The organism is Curvibacter sp. APW13 (genome assembly GCF_032337135.1).
In the GTDB taxonomy this organism is placed as follows: Bacteria; Pseudomonadota; Gammaproteobacteria; order Burkholderiales; family Burkholderiaceae_C; genus Allorhodoferax.
This window is the reverse complement of the sequence record NZ_JAVXZZ010000001.1, coordinates 673,077-697,314: the sequence shown is the minus strand read 5'-3', so window position 1 is coordinate 697,314 and position 24,238 is coordinate 673,077. Positions and strand designations below refer to the sequence as shown.

Below are 24,238 nucleotides of genomic sequence, written 5' to 3'. Positions count from 1 at the left end.
GGGTGTGAAACGAACGGACTAAGGAGTAACTCCATGAAACAGGTTCAAGACGCCTACATCGTCGCCGCCACCCGCACCCCCATCGGTCGCTCGGGCCGCGGCTACTTCAAGAACACCCGCCCGGACGAGCTGCTGGTGGCGGCCATCAAGAGCGCCATGCTCCAGGTGCCCACGCTGGACCCCAAGGCCATCGAAGACGCCATCATCGGCTGCTCCTTCCCCGAGGGCGAGCAGGGCATGAACATGGCCCGCATCGCCACCGGCCTGGCCTTCAGCCACCCCGTGGGTGGTGTCACCGTCAACCGCTTCTGCGCTTCGGGCGTCACCGCCATCCAGATGGCGGCCGACCGCATCCGCGTCGGTGAGGCCGACGTGATGATTGCCGGTGGTGCCGAGTCCATGAGCATGGTGCCCATGGGCGGCAACAAGACCTCGTTCAATCCCGCCATCTTCGAGCGCGACGAGAACGTGGGCATTGCCTACGGCATGGGCCTCACCGCCGAAAAAGTGGCCCAGCAGTGGAAAGTCTCGCGTGAGATGCAGGACGCCTTCGCGCTGGAGTCGCACATGCGCGCCATCAAGGCGCAGCAGGCCGGCGAGTTCGCCGACGAGATCACCCCCATCGAAGTGATCGAGCGCACGCCCGATCTGGCCACCGGTGAAGTCCGAACCAAGACCCGCACCGTGAACCTGGACGAGGGCCCGCGCCCCGACACCTCGCTCGAAGGCCTGGCCAAATTGAAGCCGGTGTTCGCGGCCCGCGGCAGCGTGACCGCCGGCAACAGCTCGCAGACCAGCGACGGCGCCGGCGCCCTGATCCTGGCCAGCGAGAAGGCGGTCAAGCAGTTCGGCCTGACCCCGCTGGCGCGTTTCGTGTCCTACGCGGCGCGCGGTGTGCCGCCCGAGATCATGGGCATCGGCCCCATTGAGGCCATTCCCGCTGCCTTGCGCTACGCCGGCATCAACAGCCAGGACATCGGCTGGTACGAGCTGAACGAAGCCTTTGCTGCCCAGTCCCTGGCCGTGGTGAATACCCTGGGCCTGGACCCGGCCAAGGTCAATCCCATGGGCGGTGCCATCGCCCTGGGCCACCCGCTGGGCGCCACCGGCGCCATCCGGGCCGCGACCGTGGTACACGCCCTGCGCCGCCACAACCTCAAGTACGGCATGGTCACCATGTGCGTGGGTACCGGCCAGGGGGCAGCGGGAATTTTCGAGCGCGTGTGATCACGCCCACCGACAAGCCACCTGCGGGTGGCTTTTTTCATCGCAGGGCCGCCCCAAGATGGAAAGGACTCCCCCTCGGGGGGGCAGTGACCCGCGTAGCGGCGGAGCGTGGGGGCCATTTTTCATGGAACAACAACGATGACGACGCAAGCAAGTACAGTGGCTGAGCGGGGCCACACGCTGGACACCGAAGGCGGTGGCCGCATCCAGCTGCGCCATTTCGCACCCGTCAACCCGGCCCACGGCACCGTGGTCATCGGGGCGGCCATGGGGGTGCCGCAGGCCTACTACGCGGACTTTGCATCCTGGCTCAGCGGACAAGGCTGGCAGGTGGTCACGTTCGACTACCGTGGCTCGGGTGCTTCCATCCCCACCACACCGCACCAGGGGCTGCGTGGCTTTCGGGCCAACCTGTTCGACTGGGCGCATGACTACGAAGCGGTGGTGGACTGGGCCGCTGCCTTGGAGCCGGGCAAGCCGCTCTACGCACTGGGCCACAGCCTCGGTGCCCAGTTGCCGGGCATGCTGCGCAACGGCCACAAGCTCCACGGCTTGCTGGGCGTGGCTGCGGGCAGTGGCTACTGGAAGCAGAACGCACCGCAGCTGCGCCGCCGTGTGCCTTTCATGTGGTACTTCCTGGTGCCTGTGACCACGCGCCTGTTCGGCTACTTCCCGGGTAAACGTCTCGGGGCGGTGGGCGACTTGCCCAATGGCGTGATCCGCCAGTGGCGCAAGTGGTGTCTCCACCCGCACTACAGCGCCGGTGCCGAGGGCGGTGCTGTGCGTCAGGGCTACGAGCAGGTACGCTTCCCCGTGCTGTCACTGTCCATCGATGACGACGAAATGATGACCGAGGCTGGAATCCTGAGCCTGATGAACCTCTACGCCAACGCCCCGCGGCGCATGCTGCGTGTGGCACCGGGGGACGTCGGCGCGCGCCGCATCGGGCACCTCGGGGCCTTCCGCCGTGACCACGTCGCAGGCCTGTGGCCGCGGCTGGAAAAGCATTTGCGCAACCTGCCACAGGACGTTGCTGTATGAGCGCCCACGTATTCGACCAAGCCGTTGCCTTGACGCCCGCGGGCGAGCACCAGTGGGCAGGCCAAACGCATGCGGCCTACGCCAACATGGTGGGACCTTTCGGCGGCATCACCACCGCGCAGGTGGTGAACGCCCTGATGCAGCACCCGCAGCGCCTGGGCGATCCCATCGCGCTGACGGTGAACTTCTGCGCCGCGGTGGCTGACGGTGCTTTCGTCATCACAGCAACTCCCGTGCGCACCAACCGCTCGACCCAGCACTGGACCCTGGCCATGACCCAGGGTGAGGAGACGGTGTTCACCGGCACAGCAGTGACGGCGGTGCGCCGTGATACCTGGAGCCTGGACGAGGAACCCATGCCGACGTGCCCACCGCCCCACGAGGTGCCGATTCCCACCATGAAGCCACCCATGGAGTTCGTGAAGCGCTACGAACAGCGCGTCATCACGGGCCCGTTGCCGCAGGTGTGGGACGGCAGCGGCGAGAGCAGTGTCAGCCAGCTGTGGGTGCGCGACAACCCGCCGCGCGCATTGGACTTCGTCTCGCTCGCCGCCATCTCCGACATCTTCTTTCCGCGCGTGTTCGTGCGCCGCTCCACCCATGTGCCGGCCGGTACCGTTACGCTCACCACCTACTTCCACGTCCATGCGGCCGAGCTGTCCCAGGTGGGCGAGGGCTACCTGCTTGGCCAAGCCCGGGCTCAGGCCTTCCGCAACGGCTTCTTCGACCAGACGGCGCAGTTGTGGAGCGAGGCCGGTGTGATGCTGGTGTCGACCCATCAGCTGGTTTACTACAAGCAGTGAGTGCGTCGCGTGCGTGGCAGTGCTGAGGAGCGGGGCACGCATACACTGCCGCCATCCCTAGCAAGATACGAGGAAACAAAACCATGAGCATTCCCGAGATCCGCGTCCACACCGAAGCCGGTGTCTGCACCCTAACCCTGAACCGCGTCGAGCGCAAGAACGCCTTCACCCAGGCCATGTACGCTGCCTGCGCCGATGCGCTGGCCGCGGCCGCCACCGACCCCGCCGTGCGGGTCTTCGTCATCCAGGGGCACGAGACCGTGTTCTCGGCCGGCAACGACATTGCCGACTTCCTGAACCGGCCCGAGAGCACCGACGACTCGCCCGTGTTCCGCTTCCTGCGCGGCCTGGCCCAGTTCCCCAAGCCGCTGCTGGCGGCGGTGTGCGGGCCGGCCGTGGGTGTGGGCACCACGATGCTGCTGCACTGCGACCTGGTCTACGCCGGCGACAACGCCGCGTTCTCCATGCCGTTCGTGAACCTGGGCATCTGCCCCGAGGCGGCGTCCACCCTGCTGGTGCCGCAGCTCATGGGTTACCAGCGCGCAGCCGAGGCCCTGCTGCTGGGTGAGCCCTTCTTTGCCGAGGCGGCGCTGGAAGTCGGCATGGTCAACCGCATCCTGCCGCCCACCGAGGCCAATGGTTACGCCCAGGCCCAGGCGCGCAAGCTGGCCGCCAAGCCACTCAATTCGCTGATCGAAACCAAGCGCCTCATGAAGAAGGGCCAGATGCAGCGCGTGCTCGACACCATGCGCGAAGAAGGCGACGTGTTCGGCCGCATGCTCAAGGAAGCCCCGGCCATCGAGGCCTTCAATGCGTTCCTAGAGAAGCGAAAGCCCGACTTCAGTAAGGTTTGATGCTAAATGGGCCTCTGGCCCGCATGCAATCTGCGTAACAAGCGCATAAAAACATAGCAACAGGAGACACTATGGGTAACTCAACAACGGAGCGCGGCCTGGCTGGCAAGACGCTTTTCATTACCGGTGCCTCGCGTGGCATCGGCCTGGAGGTGGCCAAGCGCGCCGCGCGCGACGGTGCCAACATCGTCATCGTGGCCAAGACCGCCGACCCCAACCCCAAGCTGCCCGGCACCATCCACAGCGCCGCGGCCGAGGTCGAGGCCCTGGGTGGTAAGGCGTTGCCGCTGGCGGTGGACATCCGCGACGACGCAGCGGTGGCTGCCGCCGTGGCGCAGGCCGTGGCGACCTTCGGCGGTATCGACATTCTGGTGAACAACGCCAGCGCCATCAGCCTGACCGGCACGCCGGACACGCCGATGAAGCGCTTCGACCTCATGAACGGCATCAATGCCCGCGGTACCTACCTGTGCACGGCCACCTGCCTGCCCGAACTGCGCAAGGCGGCCCAGGCGGGGCGCAACCCCCAGGTGCTGACCATGTCGCCGCCACTGAGCCTTAAGCCCCACTGGTTTGCCCCGCACACGGCCTACACCATGGCCAAGTACGGCATGAGCATGTGCACCCTGGGCCACGCGGCCGAGTTCAGGAAGTGGGGCATCGCCGTCAACAGCCTGTGGCCGCGCACGGCCATCGCCACCGCCGCCATGCAGATGATTCCCGGCGTGGACGTGGCCCTGTGCCGCAAGCCAGAGATCATGGCCGACGCCGCCTGGTACATCCTGACCCAGCCCAGCAGCGAGACCGGCAACTTCTACATCGACGACGCCGTGCTGGCCCACCACGGCATGACGGACTTTGACGCCTACGCCATGACACCCGGCAACAAGAACCTGCTGCCGGACTTCTTTCTCGACTGATTTCAGTGCCAAATTGGCCTCTGGCCCTTATGAAAATTGCGTAGGTAGCTACTGAATGCATAGCGACAGGTGGCCGTGGAAGGTTTTCCACCCACACCGGATGTTCATGCTGCTGGCCTTGGCAGCGGCTGCAGCACTGCTGTGGTGGTGGTTGGGCGCGCGAACGGCCACGGCGCCAGCCCAGGACGCAGCCTTACCGGCGCGCTTCGTGGGCGCAGCGCAGTGCGCCAGTTGCCATGCGGCCCAGCACCAGGCCTGGTCCGGCTCGCAGCACGCGCACAGCATGCAGAGCGCGCGCCGCGACACGGTGCTGGCCCCCTTTGTCGGTGAACAGTTGCGCCACGGCAAGGTCACCAGCCGCTTCTCGCGGGAGGGCGACAGGTTCTTTGTCCAGACCGACGGCGCCGACGGCCGCCTGCAACGCTTTGAGGTGTTGCACACCTTCGGCATCTACCCCCTGCAGCAGTACCTGGTGGCGCTCGATGGGGGCCAGGTGCAGGCCCTGGCCACGGCCTGGGACAGCCGCCCCCAGGCCCAGGGTGGCCAGCGCTGGTTCCACCTGCAGGGGCCGCACGGCGTAGCGGCGGGGGATGAGCTGCACTGGACCCAGCGGCAAAGCAACTGGAACACCATGTGTGCCGAATGCCATAGCACGGACTTCCAGAAGCGCTACGACCCCGCCAGCAAGACGTTCAGCAGCACCTTCGCCGAGATGAACGTGGCCTGCGAGGCCTGCCACGGCCCGGGCTCGCGGCATGTGGAGTGGGCCCAGTCCGGGCAGCGCGATGCAGCAGCCAAGGGCTTTGCCGTGGACTTCAGCACCCGTGCGGCCGTGTCCTGGCCGATAGACCCCGCTACCGGTGTGGCACGCCCCAGCAGCATTCCCAGCGGTCCGACCGAGGCGCGCACCGAGGTGCAGGTCTGCGCACGCTGCCATGCCCACCGCAGCCAGGAGTGGCCCGACCATGCCGCTGGCCAATCCCTGGCCGACACACACCGCATCAGCCGCATCGAGCCCGGCCTGTTCGAAAGCGACGGCCAGATGCGTGCCGAGGTGTTCAACCTTGCGTCTTTCCTGCAGAGCAAGATGTTCGCGAAGGGGGTGACGTGCAGCCACTGCCACGAGCCGCACAGCGGCCAGTTGCGGGCGCCGGGCAATGCCGTGTGCGCCCAGTGCCACGACACGCAGCGCTTCGACACCCCGGCCCACCACCACCACACCCAGGATTCAGCAGGTGCCCAGTGCACCAACTGCCACATGCCAACCACGACGTACATGCAGGTGGACCCGCGCCACGACCACAGTCTGCGCGTGCCTAGGCCTGATCGGAGCGTGGCGCGCGGAACGCCCAACGCCTGCAGCAATTGCCATCGCAAGGAAGGAACGGCGTGGGTGGCTGCAGCGGCGCAGCGCTGGTACCCCCAACTCGGTCAGCGCCCCACGCCCCTGGCCGATGCGCTGTATGCGCAGGAAACGGGGCGGGCCGAGGCGCGAACCCTGCTGGCCGCGGTCGTGGCCGACCGCAGCCAGAGCGCCATGGCGCGCGCGAGCGCCTTGGCACGCCTGAATGGGCCGTGGAACAGGGACGAATGGTCCCTGGTGCGTTCTGCGGCGCAGGACGCGGAAGGTCTGGTGCGGGCAGCTGCGGTGGAGCTGCTCCAGCAGGCTCCGGCGCCGCAGCGCATGGAGGTCCTGTTGCCGTTGCTGGACGACCCCTTGCGCACCCTGCGCATGGCCGCGGGCCGGGCGCTGGCCGATGTGCCGGCAGCGCAGCTTGCACCGCAGGCCGCCCATCTGCGTGAAGCCGCGCTGGCCGACTACGTGCGCGGCCAGCAGTCCAATGCTGACCGGCCGGAAGCGTTGAACAATCTGGCCTTGCTCTCGGCCACCCAGGGCGACCTGCAGACCGCGCGCATTGCGCTGGAGCAGGCATTGGCAGCAGCGCCGGACTTTGTCGCCACGCGCCTGAACCTGGCCGATGTGCTGCGGGCGCAGGGGCAAGAGGCTCAGGCCTTGCAGGTGTTGGAGGCGGCGGTGCGGGCCCAGCCGGCCAGCGGGGCGGTCTGGTATGCGCTGGGCCTGGCCCGCCACCGCGCCGGACAGCAGGCGCAGGCCTTGCAGGCACTGCAGCAGGCCAGCCGCCGCGCACCGCAGGAAGCGGCGTACGCCTACGCGCTGGCCTTGGCGCAGGACGCGGCCGGGCAGGGCCCGGCGGCCATCGCGACGCTGCAGGACAGCCTGCGCCGCCATGGGGAGCAGCGCGCAACCCTGGAGGCGCTGGTGCAATTGGGGCCGCGGGCGGGCTTGCCCCGCCCGGCGCAGGACAGCTACCGGATGCGCCTGCGCGCCATCGAGCGCTGAGCGCAACCTGGGGCGCTGGACGCCGCAATCACGCCGCGGCAGGGAGCGGGGTGTGCGGGGTAAGCAGGCGGTCGATCTGCTGGCCCAGGCGGTTCTCCATTGCCATCAGTTCGACCAGCCCTGCGCGGGCTCTCTCGCTGTCCCCGTCCTGTGCCCAGCGGTGCAGGGCCGTGGCGTGGTCGTGCAGGCGTTCATGCAGGGTGTCCATCAGCAGGAAGGCCGGATGGTGGCTGTAGCGCTGTGCCCCTTCCCGGTCCAGCCAGCGGCTGAAGCGGCACTCGCGTAACTCGCGCGGACTCAGTGCCTGGCCCTCGCCCCGTACGAACGCACCAATGGCGTGGCACCAGGCGCGGTGCTCCACCATCACATACAGCAGCGCAAAGTCTTCACGGTGCACCCGCTGGGCGCACTGCCAGGCAGGGGCAGGGCGCCAGTCGTCTACCCACGCCCGCACCGCACGGGCAGGCATGGGGCGGGCGATGCCGTAGCCCTGACCATGCTCGCAGCCCAGCTGCAGCAGCAGGGTGCCGTGCTGCTCGGTTTCCACGCCTTCGGCAATCACTTCGCGGCGGAAGGCACTGGCCAGGCCGATCACACCGTCGAGAATGGCCAGGTCGTCGGGGTCGTCGAGCATGTCGCGCACGAAGCTCTGGTCGATCTTGAGCAGTCCGGCGGGAAGGCGCTTGAGGTAGCTCAGCGACGAATAGCCGGTGCCGAAGTCGTCCAGAGCGAATCCGATGCCCATGGCATTGCCGGCCTGGATCACGCTAGAGACGTGGGCCAGATCTTCCAGCGCGCTGGTCTCCAGCACTTCCAATTCGATTTGCTCCGGCCGAACCTGCGGGGTTTCGGCCAGCAAGCTGCGCAACTGGTCCAGGAAGTCGGGATGCTGGAGCTGGCGGGCGCCGATATTGACGCTGACCTTCAGCTGCAGGCCCTGTTGCTGCCATTCATCCAGCTGGCGCACAGCTTCGGCCAGTACCCACTTCCCGATGTCCACCGCCAGGGGTTGGTCTTCCACGACCGGGAGAAACGCAGCGGGGGCGAGCAGGCCCTCAGTGGGGTGCTGCCATCGGATGAGTGCCTCCATGCCACGGACCTCACCGGTGCGCATGTTGACCTTGGGCTGGTAATGCAGCACGAACTCGCGGTTGTGCAGGGCATTGCGGATGCGGTCCAGGCTCTCATGGTGTCCACGCACATGGCGGTCCTGGTCCGCGTCGAACACATGGTAGCGGTTCTTGCCGGCCAGCTTGGCCTGGTACATGGCCTGATCGGCCTGGCGCAGCAGCTGGTCGGCATCCACTTCGTCCACTTGGGGGAAGAAGGACACGCCGATGCTGGCTGACACCTCCAGGCTGCATTCGTCCACCGTGACCGGGGTCGCCGCGGCTTGCAGCAGGCGTGCCAACAGCGGAACGCAAGCCTGGGTGTCGGGCAGGTCGGCCAGCACCGCCACAAACTCGTCCCCGCCGATGCGTGCCAGCGTGTCGCCCTCGCGCAGCGCCTTGCGCATGCGCTGCGCCAGCGTCATGAGCAGCTGGTCGCCGGTGTCGTGGCCGTGGTGGTCATTGATGCCCTTGAATCCGTCGAGGTCCAGGAACGCCACGGCCGTGAGCAAACCACGGCGCTGGCTTTGCGCCATGGCCTGGTGCAGGCGGTCCGACAGCAGCACGCGGTTGGGAAGGTTGGTCAGCACATCGAAATGGGCGATGCGCTCGATGTACTGCGCATGCTCCTTGGCCAGCGTGATGTCGGAGAACAGCGAGACATAGTTGAGCGGGCGACCCTGTGCATCACGTACGGTGCTGATGGTCTGCAGCGCGGCGTAGATCTCCCCGTTCTTGCGTCGGTTCCATACCTCACCGGTCCAGTTGCCGGATGCCTGCAGCGTCTTCCACATGGTTCCGTAGTAGTCCCGGCCTTGGCGTCCGGACTTGAGGATGCGGGGGTTGTGTCCCAGCACCTCGTCGCGGTCGTAACCCGTGATGCGGGAAAAGGCGGCGTTGACCTCGATGATGAGTCCTTGCGTGTCGGTCACCATGATGCCTTCCCGGGCATGGTCGAATACCTGTCCCGCCAGTTGCAGGCGCTGCTGGGCCTGGTTGCGGCGGGTGACATCCTGCATCGAAACCAGCACGGCGGGGTTGCCGTCGAAATCGAAGCGGGCGGCCAGGGTTTCGACATCGATCACCTGACCGTCGAAGCGCAGGAACCTTTCCGTGGCCACCGGAAGCTCAACGCCCGACGACGCCACCGCCTTGGCACGTTCAAGCACCAGCGCGCGGGAGTCCGGGTGCACGAATTCGAGGATCGGTTTGCCGAGCAGTGCCGTGGCATCCGGGGCCGCCATCATGCGTGCCGCCGCGCGGTTGGCGTAGACCACCCGCCCGCCCCGGTGCACCGCCATCGGGGTCGGGGTCCATTCCAGCATCGCGCGGTGGCGCGCTTCGCTGTCGGCCATTGCCTGGCGATCCAGGTGCTGGGTGATGGTCAGGCTTGCCAGATGGGCCGCCTGCTCCATCAGCTCGATGTCGGCGGGGCTGGGGTTGCGGGCCGTGCGGTGGTGCAGCGCCAAGGTTCCCAGCACGTTTTCCTGTGCGTCGAGCAGTGGTTGGGACCAGCAGGTCAGCAAACCCTCGCGTTGCGCGGCGTCCGGGGTGGCTTCCGCATGGACGACAATGCGTTCCCTGTAGTGGGCGGCAGCGCCACAGGCCCCGCCCATGGGGCCGATTTCGGTGGCGTTCAGAATGGCCTGGAGCGCGGTCGGCAGCTGCGGGGCGACGCAGCTCCCCAGGCGCACGCCCCCGGCTTGCACGCGCAGGATGCTGCACAGTGCGGGTGGGCACAAGGTCTCCAGTCCCGACACGATGCCTTCCAGGGCTTCGGTCAACGGCGTATTGCGTGCCAGGGCTTCGAGCGTGCGGCGGCGAAACTGTTCGTATTCGTGTGACTGCACCTGGGCCGTGATGTCGGTGATCACGCACACCCCACCACGCACGCCATCGACGCTGGGACGGAACTGGCGCAGGGACACCTGGCCCCAGAACTCCGTTCCATCGGCCCGCAGGAACCGGCGGGTCGTGTCCATCGGGGTGTCCGGGTCAGCCTGCAAGGCCGCGACGTTGGCCCGGGCCAGGTGGCGCTCGCGGGCTGCCACGAGTTCCAGGTAGTGCATGCCCAGCAGGACACTGCGCGGGCGCTGAAACAAGCGCATCAGCATGTCGTTGGCCAGGGTAATGCGACCCGCATCATCGCAGGCGCAGATGCCGACGTTGCTGGTGTTGAGCACCTCGCGCAACAGCGCCTTGCGTTGGGCCTCGGCCAGCATCAGGGCATTGAACGCGTCGATGAGCCGACCGATTTCGTCATTGCGACGCACGTTGAGCAGCTGCAATGGCGCGTCGCGCTGCACCTCGGCGATGCGTCCCGTGAGCTCGCGCAAGGCGTACAGGGCGGGCGTGGTCTGGCGCGCGACCAACCAGCGGGTGAGTGCCATGGCCAGCAGAGAAACCAGGGCCGCACCCCACCACAGGCGCCGCTGCATGCGATGCACCGGGGCAAAAGCGGTGGCTGTCGGAGTGGATACCGCCACCATCCATGGGGCAGAAGGTACCTGGCGCACGCTGGCCAGGACATCCACCCCGATGTTGTTGGTGAATGCGGCCGTTCCCTCTTCGCCGCCGACGAACCGGTCGACGGCAGCATTCTGTCCCGCTGCGGTCAGCGAGGTGCCCACCCTGCGGGCATCGGTGCTGGCGATGATCATGCGCTGGGTCCGGTCGGCCAGCAGGAAGGTCGTGCCTCCCGCCTCGAAGCTGTTGTGCCGCACGGCATCCAGAAAGCTGGGGCGATCCAGCTGGATGTGGCCCAGGACCGCGCCAATGACGGCGCCGCCACTGCTGCGCACGGGTACTGCCATGGCCAGGACCGGTGCCTTGCTCCGGTCTATCCATGCGGGGCTGATGTGGACTTGTCCGCCTTGCAGGGTTGACCGCAGGATGGGCAGCTGCTCCAGGGTACGCCCCAGGTGCCCCGCGTCCGCGAGACTGTCTGCGAGGACTGCCGCGTTGGCGCCGTGCACTGTGACCCCGCCATTGAACAGCGCGTCCAGCGCCGGCCCCGAAGACAGCAGGTGCTGTACCTTTGCGGGCGATCGCAAGGCCGACGCTTCCAGGCGTGCGGCCACTGTTTCCAGTGCCGTCAGGCGTCGGCGCAGTTCGCGCTCAAGATCGTCGGCGATGACTTGGGCGGTTGCCATCTGCTGCTCGCCCACGAGCGGCTCCATGTCCTGGCGCAAGGTAATGCTTGCGAACAGGGCCAGGCTCCATAGGCTCAGGAGCACAATCGCCAGAATCAGCAGGCTGACGCGATTGCGCAGAGACAAGTCGTGAAAGAAGGAGGGCATCAGGTGGGTTGGTTAGCAACCGATCGTTTTATCACCTTGCGGGAAGCTAGTTTCTGACTTGGCGCAAGGTTTGGCCTCGCGCCGGGTACGCCAGGGCGTTGGCGGCGCGGATGCCCCGGCCGGGCTACGGTGCGTCGCTGGGGTCGTAGCGCTGGAAGCGGTTCTTTCCCGCCAGCTTGGCGCGGTACATGGCATGGTCGGCCTGCCGCAACAGCGTATCGGCATCCACCTCATCCGACTGCGGGAAGAAACTCACGCCCAGGCTGGCACTGACCTGCAAGGTGTGACCGGCAATCTGGACGGGATGTGCCACGGCCTGCAGCAGGCGCAGGAGCAAGGGGGTGCTGGCGTCGTGTTCCGGCAGATCGACCAGAATGGCGATGAACTCGTCGCCGCCCAGTCGTGCCAGCGTGTCTCCGTCACGCAAGGCGGATCGCATGCGCGCCGCGAGCACCTGCAGCAGGGCATCACCGACGGCGTGACCGTGGAGGTCGTTGACGGGCTTGAAGCCATCGAGGTCGAGGAAGACCAGCGCCAGTGGCTGCCCACGCCGCTGTGCCTGCACCATCGCTTGCCGCAGACGGTCCATCATCAGCACCCGATTGGGCAGGTCGGTGAGGGCATCGTAGTGGGCGCGGTGCTCCAGTTGCTGCTGCTGTTCCCTGAGTTCGGTGACATCGGAAAACACGGAAACGTAGTGTTGCACCACGCCTTGCGCATCGGTCACGGCGCTGATCGTTCCGCGCTGGATGTAGAGTTCCCCGTTCTTGCGGCGGTTCCAGAACTCACCGTGCCAGCGCCCCTGGGTCTGCAGGGTATCCATGATGGCGCGGTAGAACGCCGCATCGTGCCGATCGGATTTGAGCATGGACGGGTCTGCACCCATGGCCTCTTCGCGCGCATAGCCGGTGATGTCGCAAAAGGCCTGGTTGACGTCTAGGATCGTGCCTTGCGCCGAAGTGATCATGATGCCTTCCTGGGCGTAGGTCATCACACTGGCGGCCAGGTGCAGGCGGGCTTCGATCGCGCGGCGTGCGGTGATGTTGCGGGTGACACCGCGATAGCCCGAGATTCGGCCTTGCGCATCGCGTTCCGCCGTCGAGCGGATTTCGGTCCATACCGTGCTTCCATCCTTGCAGACCTGTTCCAGTACCAGGGTACGGGTGTCCGAAGCATTGCCAGCGGCTTCGTCCGCCTCGCGGGAAAGTATGGAGTTCCTGATGACTTCGATGCCGGCGGGGGTCATGATCTCGAACACGTGGTGACCGATCACTTCCGATGCCGCAAAGCCGCGCATGCGCTCGTCCGCCGGGCTGATGTAGGTGAAGTGGTGCTCGGCGTCCAAGCGCCACACCACGTCGTCCACCCCTTCGGTCAGCAAGCGGAAGTGCTCTTCGCTTTCGCGCAGGCGCTGGGCGACGTTGCTGCGTTCGATGGCGATGGCCACGAGTTTGGCCACCTGCTCGATCAGGAGGATGTCGATATTGCCCGGTGTGTGCGGCGTGGCGTGGTAGACCGCGAACGTGCCCAGAACCCGCCCATCACTGCCGATCACGGGTTGCGACCAACAGGCGCCCAAGCCTGCCATGGCTGCCAGTTCCCGGTAGGGCGCCCAATTGGGGTGGGTGGCAATGTTGTCGACCACCACGCGCTGGCCCAGGTAGGCGCTGGCGCCACAGGAGCCCACGTGGGGGCCGATGGGCAGGCCTTGCAGCGCGGCATGGTAGGCGTGCGGCAGGCGCGGCCCGAAACTTCGGCCCAGCGCTTGCCCGTCGGGGGTGAGCAGGATGCAACTGCACATCGATTGAGGCAGGATGTCTTCGAGTCCAGCCACGGTCGCCAGCAGCAGCTTCTCCAGCGGCTCGTCGCGCGCCAGCCGTTCCAGCGTCTGGGATCGGAAGTTCTCGAACTGCTGCAGCAGTTTGCGTTCGGTGATGTCGGTGATGGTTCCGACCAGGCCGCGCAGCTGCTGGTCCGGGCCGAACATGCGCCGCCCCGTAAGGCGCCCCCAGAAGATGCTGCCGTCGCGGCGCAGGAACTGGCGGTCGATGTCCACCGTTTCAAAGCGCCCGGCCAGCAGCGCCAGGGTACGGGTGCGACCTGCGTCACGCTCCACAGGTGCCACCAACTCCGCATACTCCATGCCCATCAGATCGTCGACGCTGCAGTGAAACAGTTCGCCCATATAGGCGTTGGCTTGGGTAATGCGTGCCTCGGTGTTGACGAGCAGGATGCCTACGCTGGAGGTGTTGAACAGGTCGCGCAGCAGGGTTTCCCGTTCGGTCAGGGTAGCCAGCAAGCCATTGAATCCGGCGACCAGTTCGGCCACGTCGGCTTGTGGGGGGATGGGCAGGGGCTGCTGGGCCTGTTGGCCGGTTCCCATGGCCCGCAGCGCCACGGCCGTGTCACGGATGGGGCGCAACTCGCGCCGCAGCCATGGCACGCCCACGAGCAGTGCAAACAGGCTCAGCAATGCTGCGGCCGTGAGCAGCTTGCGCTGGTGCAGTTCAAGCGGTGCAAAGGCCACCTCGGTCGGCTGGGTCACCACCAGGTACCACGGCAGGGTGCTGGTGTGGTATCCCGTGCCGAGCACCTCGATGCCGTCCTGGCCGGTATAGATGGCAGTACCGTCTTCCGGTATGCGGAGCCGGTCCAGGGGCGCCAGGCGTTCCGCCGCCGGCATGGGCTTGAGGCGCCCCTGCTGCCCCGACTCGAGGAAGATGGTGCGCTGTTGCAGGTCGGCCAGCACCACCTTGAGCCCCTGTCCATCCAGGGTCAGTTCGGTTTGCCCCAGGACGCCGGGCTGGTTCAGCAGGATGGTCCCGACCAACGCGCCTTGCGGCCGTCCGTCCCGAACCGCCAGTGGAATGGAGAGGGTCAGGGTGGCGATGCCGGAAGCGCCGACGGCGGCCATGGTGGGGCCGACACCGACCTGACCGCTTTGCAGTGTCGCAGTAACGGCATGGTTGTCGTTCAGGGGGGCGCCGGGCCGGTGGAGGGATTGGGATGTTGCGGCTACCACCGTTCCCTCGGCGTTGAGGATTGCCACGCCACCATTGAATTGACGGGCGAGCAAGGGGCGCTGGGCCAGCAACTGCGCCAGGGCCTGCCGATCGGCCAGGGAAGCCATGGGGATGTCTGCGCCGACCACGCGTAACGACCCGAGCAGGTCTGCAACACGGGCTTCCAGACGCCGCCCCAGAAAAACCAGTTCAGCACGCTGGTGCTCTCCGATCTCGCGCTCCATGTCGGCGCGCAGGCTGCCGTTGGCATACCAGGCCAGGGTCCAGACACTGACCAGGAAAATCAGTTGCGCGCCGACCACGATGCGGACGGAAAGAGAGGTCCAGTGCGAGCGGGGCATTGGCGTGGTCAGTGGAGGTCTCGGCGTTTTCGGAACCTTACCACTGATTGCCTGATTATTTTTACAAAGCAAGTGCTTGCTAAAAATAATCACCCCGGTTATGCTCGGCGCCATGGATGCTCGCTCCCCCTCCTTATCCGGCGTCAAGGCGACGCCTGCCGAGACCAAGCGACCCCGCGGAAGACCCCGCAAGACCGATCTGGAACGTGACGATGGCAACCGTCGCCAGGCGCTGATCACGGCAGCGGCGTCGCTGTTCCGGCGTCAGGGCTTTGCCGCCACCAGCACACGCGACATCGCCCAGGCCGTCGGTATGCACAGCGGTTCGCCGTTCTACCACTTCAAGAGCAAGCAGGCGCTGCTGTATGCCGTCATGGAGTCCGGCATGCACAGTGCCATCGCGCGCCAAGGGCAGGCGTTGCTGGAGGTGGGGGCGGCGTCACCGGCCCGGCTGCGGCTGCGGGCCCTGGTCCGCTCGCACTTCGAGACCCTGCTTGGCCCGGGCAATGATTTCGTGCCGGTCATGCTGTACGAACACCGCTCGCTTGCAGCGAAACAGCGTGTGGCGCTGTCCAAGCTGCAAGCCCAGTATGAGGCAGCCTGGAGTCCGGTGCTGGAAGCCTTGCATGCCGCCGGTGCCCTGGGTGCGCCTGTGAAGCTGTCGCGGCTGCTGATGTTGGGGGCACTGAATTGGTCGGTGCAATGGTTTGATCCCCGAAAGAGCGCATCGATCGAGGACCTGACCGATGCCTGCATGGGTTTGTTTCTGAAGGAGAGTCTTACGTGAGCTATCGATCGGTCTTTGCGCCTGGCCTGTTCGCCGGGCAGGTGGTGGTGGTGACGGGTGGAGGGTCCGGCATCGGGCGCTGTACCGCCCATGAGCTTGCCAGTCTGGGTGCCCATGTGGTGCTGGTCGGTCGCAAGCCCGAAAAGCTGGAGGCGGTGGCGGCCGAAATCCGTGACGACGGCGGTGCAGTCAGCTTCCATAGTTGCGACATCCGCCAGGAGGACGCAGTGCGCGCCATGGTCGAAGCCATCGTGAAGGAGCGCGGGCGCATCGACGGACTGGTCAACAACGCGGGGGGCCAGTACATGACGCCGCTGGAAGCGATCAGCGCCAAGGGATGGGAGGCCGTGGTCAACACCAACTTGACCGGTGGCTTCCTGATGGCGCGGGAGTGCTACCTGCAGAGCATGGCGAAGCACGGCGGTGCCATCGTCAATATCGTGGCCGACATGTGGGGATCCATGCCAGGCATGGGCCACAGCGGAGCGGCGCGGGCCGGCATGGTGAGCTTCACCGAGACCGCTGCTGCCGAGTGGGCTTGCAAGGGGGTGCGCGTGAATGCCGTGGCACCCGGTTACATCGCTTCCAGCGGCATGGACAAGTACCCGCCCGAGATGGGGCCCATGCTGCGCGAAATGGCCAAGACCGTGCCGCTGGGACGCTTCGGCACCGAGGCGGAAACGGCTGCGGGCATCGTCTATCTGCTGAGTCCGGCAGCCGCGTTTGTCAGCGGAACCACACTGCGCATCGACGGCGCCCGCCCGCAGCTGCGCATGGGCTGGCCGGGGCGCCCGGCTTCGGGCGATACCCTCCAGCGGCCATCGGTCAAGGCCTTCGACGGTTTTCACCGGGCCCAGACGCCCAAGGTGTTCACGTCCGGAAAGGATGGCGCAGGCGCATGATGGACTTCACGCAGGAGGACATCGTCCAGTTGGAAGATGGCGCCCGAAAATTCATACAGACCGAGGTCGCGGCGCAGCTGGGCGCGTGGGAGAAGCAGGGCTTCTTCCCCCGCGCGCTGTACCAGCGCGCGGCCGAGCTGGGCTGGCTGGCGATCGGCTATCCCGAGCAACTCGGTGGCACGCCAGCACCCTGGAAAGTGCGCAACGCCCTGACCATCGCGCTGGCCAAGGCCGGTGGTAGCGGGGGACTCATGGCCAGCCTGTTCAGCCACAACATCGGTCTGCCGCCCATCATCCGCCATGGCAGTGCGGCGCTGCAGCAGCAGGTGGTGCCCGGGGTGCTGGCAGGTGAGAAGATCGCCGCGCTGGCGATCACCGAGCCCGGTGGTGGCACCGACGTGCTCTCGCTCAAGACCACCGCGGTGCGCGATGGCGACCACTATGTGGTGAATGGCGAGAAGATATTCATCACGTCCGGCACGCGCGCGGACTGGTACACCGTGGCTGTGCGCACCAACCCGGCGGACAAGGGGCCCATGGGCATTTCCATGCTGGTGGTGCCCGGTGACGCCATCGGGCTTGAGCGCACACCGCTGGACAAGATGGGTTGGCTGTGCTCCGACACGGCCCAGCTGCGCTTCGACAACGTGCGGGTGCCGGTGAGCAACCTGGTGGGCGAAGAGGGCACGGGCTTCAAGATGATCCTGACCAACTTCAACGGGGAGCGCCTGTCCATGGCCGCCATGGCACTGGGCTTTGCCGAGGCCTGTTATGACGAAGCCCTGGACTGGGCGCGCCAGCGCAAGACCTTCGGCACGGCCATCATCGACCACCAGGTCATCCGCCACAAATTCATGGACATGAAGATGCGCATCGAATCGACCCGGGCCTGGCTGCAGGCAGTGTCCGATCGCGCCGACGCAGGGGACCGCGGTGACAAGCATGCCAAGGGCGCCGAGTGGGTCGCACAGGTTTGCCTGCTCAAGAACCACGCGACGCAGACCATGGGCTTCTGTGCTGACCAGGCGGTGCAGATCTTGGGCGGCATGGGCTTCATGCGCGGCACCAAATCGGAACGCATCTACCGGGAGGTGAAGGTCATGACCATCGGCGGCGGCACGGAAGAGATCATGAAGGAGCTGGCTTCGCGCCAGCTCGGACTGTAAGGGGCAGGCATGGGAGCAAACGCGGACAAGACCAGCGCAGAGGCCGTCATCGAGTTCGAGCCGGAGTTTGTAGCCGGGCTGAAGAAGGTGTTCGAAGAGATGGTGGTGTTCAACAAGGTGCTGGGCCTGGAGATCACCAAGATCAACTCGGCCGAAGTGCGTGGGCGCATTGCCATGAAACCCGACCTCGTGGGGCACTTCAGCTACAACCGCATCCATGGGGGCGTCATCAGCGCCGGGCTCGACGCCTTGGGTGGCCTGGCCTGCATGGCCGCCATTGGTGCGCGCCACATGGACGAGCCGCCGATGCAGCGACTGCATCGCTTTGCCAAGCTCGGCACCATCGATCTGCGCATCGACTACCTGCGCCCAGGCATCGGGGACGCCTTCGAGCTGCAGGCCGAAGTGCTGCGCCTGGGGTCGCGTGTGGCCAACACCCGCATGGCCTTTCTGGGCACGGACGGCAAGCTGCTGGCGACCGGTTCGGCTGCCTACATCGTCTCCTGATTGCTACGAAAACAAGAGCTGCCTGCGCACTGTTCTTGCGGGCTAGCCCCCGGTTTGCCAATAAAAAACCGCCCGAAGGCGGTTCATTGTGTCTGCAGGGCTTGTGGTCTATTTCTTGGAGGCGGAGAAGTATTCCGACACCGTCTTCCACTTGCCGTCCTGGATCTGTGACAGGCGCGACGCATCGCTGCCCAGGCGCTTGGTCGGGCTGAAGCTGGCGGGCGCGCTGCCGAAGATGTCGGAGGGCAGGCTCATGCTGTCCATGACCTTGATGAAACTGTCGGTCGTCAGATTCTTGCCGGCCTTGTTGGCCGCGTTGGCAAACGTGTTGATGATGAGGTAGCCATAGACCGAGAACACGGTGGGGTCGTCGTTGAACTTGGTCTTGTACTTGTTGGCCCAGAAGCGGATCGGCTGGCTCTGCTCATCGGTGTAGGGGTTCTGCACCGTCATGGTGGCGTAGATGCCGTCCATGGCCTTGCCGCCGATCTTGTGGATCAGGTCGGTGTAGGCGGCGCTGGAGCCCAGGAACACCGGGTTGTAGCCCAGCTTGCGGGCTGTGCCCACAGTGCCGATGGTCTCGCGGATGATGGTGCCCAGCACCACCATTTCGCAGCCGCTGGCTTGCAGTTTCTGTACCTGGGAGGAGAAGTCGGTGGCGCCACGCTTGTAGGAGGTGCGTTCTGCCAGTTCCATGCCGATGCTCTTGAGGCCGTCCTCTGCACCCTTGACCACTTCGAGGCCGAAATCGTCATCCTGGTAGATGGTGCAGACCTTCTTGACGCCCTTTTCCTTCACGAGCTTCGGAACCGCGCCCAGCATCTGCACATAGTAGGGCGCGGCAAACGAGTACTTGAGCTTGTGGAAGGGCTCGTACATCTCGCGCGCAGCAGTGATGGGGAAGAAGTTGATCACGTTCTTCTCGAACTGCACCGGCATGGCGGCCATGTTCTGGGCCGTGCCGATGTGGCCCACCATCATGAAGATCTTGTCCTGGTTGACCAGCTTCTGTGCTGCCAGCACCGCCTTCTTGGGGTCATAACCCGAATCCTCGACCAGCAGCTTGATCTTGCGGCCGTTCACGCCACCGGTTTCATTGAGCTCCGCCACCGCCAGCTCCATGCCCATGCGGGCCTGCTTGCCGAAGCCGGCCAGCGGGCCGGAGAGGTCCTGGATCGTGCCGAGCACGATCTCGTCCTTGGCTACGCCTTGCTGCTGTGCAAGTGCAGCGCCGCCGGACAGCGCAAGCGCTGCCAGCACGAGGGTGGGTGTGAGTTTCATGGGTAGTCTCCTTATAAAAACAACACGGCAAAAAAACTATGCATACATGGTCTGGATCTGGGCCTCGTATTTCTTCTCGACCAGCTTGCGCTTGAGCTTCATGGTCGGGGTCAACTCCTCGTCCTCCGCAGTGAGCTGCTTGTCGAGCAGGAAGAACTTCTTGATCTGCTCCACGCGGGCGAATTTCTTGTTCACCCGGTCCAGCTCCGTCTGGATCAGGGCCTGCACTTCCGGCGCGCGGGTCAGGGAGGCGTAGTTGGAGAACGGCACGTCCTGGTCCTGGGCGAACTTCTCGACGTTCTCCTGGTCGATCATGATGATCACCGTGAGGTAGGGGCGGCGGTCACCGATGACCACAGCGTCGGTGATGTAGGGAGAGAACTTGAGTTCATTTTCGAGTTCGCTGGGGGTGATGTTCTTGCCACCTGCCGTAATGATGATGTCTTTCATCCGGTCGGTAATGCGGAAATACCCTTCCTCGTCCATGACCCCGACATCGCCCGTGTGCAGCCAGCCGTCCTTGTCGATGGTCTCGGCAGTCTTCTCCGGCTGGTTGAGGTAGCCAGCGAAGACGTTGGGGCCGCGCACCAGGATCTCGCTGGTGGCCGGATCGAGCCGTACCTCGTTGAATGGGGCTGCGGGACCGATCGAGCCGGGCTTCATGCCCGAGGCGGGGACCCCCGTGGAGGCGCCGCAGGTTTCGGTCATGCCCCAGACCTCGAGCATGGGCAGTCCCAGTGCCATGTACCAGCGTACCAGTTCCGGTGAAATCGGTGCCGCACCGGTGACCAGAAAGCGGGCGCGGTGTACGCCGATGAGCTTGCGCACGTTGTTCAAGGCCAGCCACTGGGCCAGAATGAACTGCAGCTTGAGGCCTGCGCCGACAGGCTGCTTGGCCAGCACGCGGTCGGCAATGCGCTGCCCCACGCCGATGCCCCAGCCGTAGACGGCCTGCTGAAGGGTGCCGGCCTCCTTGAGGGCAATCATCACGGCCGAATAGAACTTCTCCCAGACCCGCGGAACCGCCGTGAACACGGTCGGGGCGATTTCGCGCACGTTTTCCGGAATGGTCTCGGGGTTTTCGACAAAGTTGAGCTTGGCGCCGGTGTACAGGGCAAAGTATTCGCCACCCAGGCGTTCCGCGATATGGCACAACGGCAGGAAGCACATGCGCTCGTCACGCTCGTCCTGGGCCACCAGCGTGTTGTAGCCCCGGATGGCGTAGACCAGACCCTTGTGCAGGTGCATGGCCCCCTTGGGTTTGCCGGTGGTGCCCGAGGTGTAGACCAAGATGGCGAGGTCCTCGGGTTTGCAGGCCGCAGCACGCTCTTCGACCACGCGTGGTGTCTTGGCCAGTTGCTCCCGGCCCAGCGCGCGCAAGGCCTCCAGGCTCAGTACGTCGGGGTGCTGCAGCTTGCGCAGGCCCTCCATGTCGAAGACGACGATCTTGCGCAGCAGCGGCAGGGTTTCCTTGACTTCGAGCGCCTTGTCGAGTTGCTCGTCGTCTTCGACGAACAGGATGGTGGTGCGCGAGTCTTCGCACAGGTACTGCACCTGGGCCGGCGCGTCGGTCGGGTAGATGCCGTTGCACACGCCGCCCACAGACAGGATGGCCAGGTCCGCCAGCACCCAGTCCACCGTGGTGTTGGCCAGCACGGCAGCCGTTTCACTGGGCTGGAAGCCCAGGCTGACCAGTCCGGCGCCAATCTCGCGCACGGCCTGCGCGGTCTGCTCCCAGGTCCAGGTGCGCCACAAGCCCAGGTGCTTCTGCCGCATCCAGATGTTCGACCCGCGGGCTGCGACCGCGTTCCAGAAGATGGCAGGAATGGTGTCTCCTGCCATGACGGTAGTGGTGTAGGGCACGATGTGGCCCAGATCCCATAGACGACTCATGGCCTCATCTCCAGGTTTTCTTCTTCTTCCAACGCCGCTCGCCGCGGACCCCGTCGTCCTTCATGCCCAGGTAGAACTCCTTGATGTCGTCCTTTTCGCGAAGGTGGGCACAGGTGTCTTCCATGACGATGCGGCCGTTCTCCAGCACGTAGCCGTAGTCGGCGGCGTTGAGGGCCATGTTGGCGTTCTGCTCCACCAGCAGGATGGTGGTGCCGCGCTCGCGGTTGATGCGCACCACGATCTCGAAGATCTCCTTGGTGAGCTTCGGGGAAAGACCCAGGCTGGGTTCGTCCAGCAGGATCAGGTCCGGGTCCGCCATGAGGGCGCGGCTGATGGCCAGCATCTGCTGCTGCCCACCGGACAGCAGCCCGGCATCCTGTGCACTGCGTTCCTTCAGGATGGGGAAGTACTGGTAGACGGCTTCCATGTCGCGTACCACGCCGTCGCGGTCGCTGCGGGTATAGGCCCCCATGACCAGGTTGTCATGCACCGACAGCAAGGGAAACACCTCGCGCCCTTCGGGCACGTGCGACAAGCCCTGCTGCACGATAAGGGCCGGGTCTTTGGCCGTGATGTCCTCGCCCTTGAACTCCACGCTGCCCTTGCGCGGGTCGATGATGCCCGAAATGGTCTTGAGAATGGTGGTCTTGCCGGCGCCGTTGGAGCCCAGCACGGTGGCGATTTCACCCCGGCGCACCTGCAGGCTGACGCCGCGGATGGCCTTGATGGGGCCGTAGGCGCTCTCCACGTTGGAGAGCTTCAGGACCGGCAGGTCGCTGATGGCGGGCGGTACCGTGCTCATGCAGCCTCCTGGATCGCTTGGGTTCGGCGCAGCGACGACACATCGTCGATGGTACCCAGGTAGGCTTCGATGACCGCGGGGTTGGTCTGCACCTCGCGCGGCGAGCCCATGGCGAGCACCTCGCCCTGGTTCATGGCGAGCACGCGGTCCGATACCTTCGAGACCAGGCTCATGTCGTGTTCCACCATCAGCACCGTGATGCCCAGTTCCTCCTTGATGTCGGAAATCCAGAACGCCATGTCGTCGGTTTCCTCCACGTTCAGGCCGCTGGAGGGCTCGTCCAGCAGGAGCAGTTGCGGCTCGGTGCACAGGGCGCGGGCCATCTCCACCACCTTGCGCACGCCGTAGGGCAGGCCAGCCACCAGCGCGTCGCGGTAGTGCTGCAGGTTCAGCAGTTCAATCACTTCCTCGGCCTTGCGGCGCGAGTTCAGTTCGGCTTCGCGCACGGTGCGGGTGAAGAGCAGGTCGCTCCAGAAGCCGCTGTTGCGGTGGGTATGGCGCCCGATCAGCAGGTTGTGCAGCACGCTGGCATGCTCGAACAGCTCGATGTTCTGGAAGGTGCGCGCGATACCGAGCGAGGCGATGGCCTGGGGCGGCTGCTGCGTCAGCACGATGGGGCCATTGCGACTGGTGTATTCGATCTCGCCGGTGGTGGGCGTGTAGATGCGGCTGATGAGGTTGAACACCGTGGTCTTGCCCGCACCGTTGGGGCCGATCAGTGTGAAGACTTCGCCTTTGCGGACATCGAAGGACACGTTGTTGACCGCCAGCACGCCACCGAAGCGCACGCTGAGGTTCTTGGCTACAAGTAAGGTGTCGGTCATTTCAAACGATCCGATTTCTGGAAAGACTTCTGCCGCTTGAACATGCCTTTGCGATAGAAGGGGAACATCTGCAGGTAGGTACGGACCTTGAGCCAGCGTCCGTACAGCCCCATGGGTTCGAACAGCACGAAGGCGATCAGCACTGCGCCATAGACCGTCCCCTGCAGGCCCGGTGCCGACCCGATGAACGCCGGCAGGTAGTCCTTCACCAGCGAGATCAGCTGCGGCATGCTGATGAGGAAGATGGCTCCGAGGAACGCGCCATGCACCGAGCCCAGGCCGCCAATCACGATCATGAGCAGCAGGTCAATGCTCTGCAGGATGTTGAACTGGTCGGGCGAGATGAACTGCAGCTTGTGCGCGTACAGGGCCCCTGCTACGCCAGCCAGCGCCGCCGAAATGGCGAATGACAGGGTCTTGTAGTAGGCCAGGTGGATGCCCATGCTCTGAGCCGAGATTTCGGAGTCGCGGATGGCCACGAAGGCGCGTCCGGTGGGAGACCGCAGCAGGTTCAGGATGCCCAGCGTTGCCGCGATGGTGATGACCAGGCAGACAGCGTAGAACTGTTCGCCGCTCTCGACTTTCCATCCGAACAGGTCCGGTGCGTGGATGTGCATACCCGCATTGCCTTTGGTGACCGACTCCCAGCGTGCCAGCACCTCTTCGACGATGAAGCCGAAGGACAGTGTGGCCATGCCCAGGTAGATGCCCTTGACGCGCAGCGCAGGCAGGCCCACCACCAGACCCACAGCGGCAGAGAGCGCCGCCGCCGCCACCAGGGCCAGCGGAAACGGCACGCCTGCGTTGGTGAGCACCGCCTGGGTATACGCGCCCACGCCGAGAAACGCTGCATGGCCGAGCGAGAACAGTCCGGTGAAGCCGGCCAGCAGCATCAGCCCCAGGCCGGCAATGGCGTAGATCAGGACAAAGGTCAATTGGGCCAACCAATATTCCGGCAATGCCCAGGGTGCTGCGACCAGCGCGGCGCACAGCAGCCCGTACCAGAAGACATGACCGCCGTGCTTGGCCAGCCGGATGTCCTGGTCGTAGTCGGTTTTGAAGATGAAACGCATCTAGCCTCCGAAGAGCCGCCTCAA

The 24,238-nt window shown here is 65.5% G+C and carries 17 protein-coding genes; 10 read left to right on the top strand and 7 right to left on the bottom strand.

The window, feature by feature from the left end:
* Positions 1–33: 33 nt before the first annotated feature.
* The 6 genes from RQP54_RS03145 (at position 34) to RQP54_RS03120 (ending at position 7,207) form a co-directional block, all read left to right on the top strand.
* Positions 34–1,227 carry an acetyl-CoA C-acyltransferase gene (locus RQP54_RS03145; RefSeq protein ID WP_315676712.1) on the top strand — a complete coding sequence of 398 codons (1,194 nt, stop codon included), beginning with the start codon at positions 34–36 and terminating at the stop codon, positions 1,225–1,227.
* Between the two features lie 138 nt (positions 1,228–1,365).
* A complete protein-coding gene (locus tag RQP54_RS03140) occupies positions 1,366–2,268 on the top strand; it encodes an alpha/beta fold hydrolase (protein WP_315676711.1) in 903 nt (300 codons plus the stop codon).
* Positions 2,265–3,071 carry a thioesterase family protein gene (locus RQP54_RS03135; protein WP_315676710.1) on the top strand — a complete coding sequence of 269 codons (807 nt, stop codon included), beginning with the start codon at positions 2,265–2,267 and terminating at the stop codon, positions 3,069–3,071. Before RQP54_RS03140 ends, RQP54_RS03135 begins: the two co-directional genes overlap by 4 nt.
* A gap of 89 nt (positions 3,072–3,160) precedes the next feature.
* Complete coding sequence (locus tag RQP54_RS03130) at positions 3,161–3,925, top strand: enoyl-CoA hydratase (protein WP_315677738.1); 765 nt, start codon at positions 3,161–3,163, stop codon at positions 3,923–3,925.
* Positions 3,926–3,996: 71 nt separating this feature from the next.
* A complete protein-coding gene (locus RQP54_RS03125) occupies positions 3,997–4,845 on the top strand; it encodes an NAD(P)-dependent oxidoreductase (RefSeq protein ID WP_315676709.1) in 849 nt (282 codons plus the stop codon).
* Positions 4,846–4,945: 100 nt separating this feature from the next.
* Positions 4,946–7,207 (top strand): cytochrome c3 family protein, encoded by a 2,262-nt coding sequence (locus RQP54_RS03120; RefSeq protein WP_315676708.1) that lies wholly within the window; start codon positions 4,946–4,948, stop codon positions 7,205–7,207.
* 28 nt (positions 7,208–7,235) lie between these two features.
* On the opposite strand, the gene RQP54_RS03115 is transcribed toward RQP54_RS03120, so the two are convergent.
* On the bottom strand, positions 7,236–11,615 hold the full coding sequence (locus RQP54_RS03115) for an EAL domain-containing protein (RefSeq protein WP_315676707.1): 4,380 nt from the start codon (positions 11,613–11,615) through the stop codon (positions 7,236–7,238).
* A gap of 124 nt (positions 11,616–11,739) precedes the next feature.
* Positions 11,740–14,979, bottom strand: coding sequence for a PAS domain S-box protein (locus RQP54_RS03110; protein WP_315676706.1), 3,240 nt, complete (start codon positions 14,977–14,979; stop codon positions 11,740–11,742).
* 112 nt (positions 14,980–15,091) lie between these two features.
* Between RQP54_RS03110 and RQP54_RS03105 the strand changes: the two genes are divergently transcribed.
* The 4 genes from RQP54_RS03105 to RQP54_RS03090 are packed head-to-tail and all read left to right on the top strand — an operon-like array spanning position 15,092 to position 18,341.
* Positions 15,092–15,766 (top strand): TetR/AcrR family transcriptional regulator, encoded by a 675-nt coding sequence (locus RQP54_RS03105; RefSeq protein WP_315676705.1) that lies wholly within the window; start codon positions 15,092–15,094, stop codon positions 15,764–15,766.
* Entirely contained in the window at positions 15,763–16,668 is a 906-nt protein-coding gene (locus RQP54_RS03100; RefSeq protein ID WP_315676704.1) for an SDR family oxidoreductase, read from the top strand. Before RQP54_RS03105 ends, RQP54_RS03100 begins: the two co-directional genes overlap by 4 nt.
* Positions 16,665–17,834, top strand: coding sequence for an acyl-CoA dehydrogenase family protein (locus RQP54_RS03095; RefSeq protein ID WP_315676703.1), 1,170 nt, complete (start codon positions 16,665–16,667; stop codon positions 17,832–17,834). Before RQP54_RS03100 ends, RQP54_RS03095 begins: the two co-directional genes overlap by 4 nt.
* Before the next feature lie 9 nt (positions 17,835–17,843).
* On the top strand, positions 17,844–18,341 hold the full coding sequence (locus tag RQP54_RS03090) for a thioesterase family protein (RefSeq protein ID WP_315676702.1): 498 nt from the start codon (positions 17,844–17,846) through the stop codon (positions 18,339–18,341).
* A gap of 108 nt (positions 18,342–18,449) precedes the next feature.
* On the opposite strand, the gene RQP54_RS03085 is transcribed toward RQP54_RS03090, so the two are convergent.
* From RQP54_RS03085 to RQP54_RS03065, 5 genes are read right to left on the bottom strand one after another with little or no spacing between them, the layout of a single operon-like run.
* On the bottom strand, positions 18,450–19,622 hold the full coding sequence (locus tag RQP54_RS03085) for an ABC transporter substrate-binding protein (protein ID WP_315676701.1): 1,173 nt from the start codon (positions 19,620–19,622) through the stop codon (positions 18,450–18,452).
* 36 nt (positions 19,623–19,658) lie between these two features.
* The gene (locus tag RQP54_RS03080; RefSeq protein ID WP_315676700.1) at positions 19,659–21,515 is read right to left on the bottom strand and encodes a long-chain fatty acid--CoA ligase; all 1,857 of its coding nucleotides are present in this window, start codon (positions 21,513–21,515) and stop codon (positions 19,659–19,661) included.
* 4 nt (positions 21,516–21,519) lie between these two features.
* Positions 21,520–22,317 (bottom strand): ABC transporter ATP-binding protein, encoded by a 798-nt coding sequence (locus tag RQP54_RS03075; RefSeq protein WP_315676699.1) that lies wholly within the window; start codon positions 22,315–22,317, stop codon positions 21,520–21,522.
* The gene (locus RQP54_RS03070; protein WP_315676698.1) at positions 22,314–23,141 is read right to left on the bottom strand and encodes an ABC transporter ATP-binding protein; all 828 of its coding nucleotides are present in this window, start codon (positions 23,139–23,141) and stop codon (positions 22,314–22,316) included. The genes RQP54_RS03075 and RQP54_RS03070 overlap by 4 nt, the downstream gene beginning before the upstream one ends.
* Complete coding sequence (locus RQP54_RS03065; protein WP_315676697.1) at positions 23,138–24,214, bottom strand: branched-chain amino acid ABC transporter permease; 1,077 nt, start codon at positions 24,212–24,214, stop codon at positions 23,138–23,140. The genes RQP54_RS03070 and RQP54_RS03065 overlap by 4 nt, the downstream gene beginning before the upstream one ends.
* Positions 24,215–24,238 lie beyond the last annotated feature (24 nt).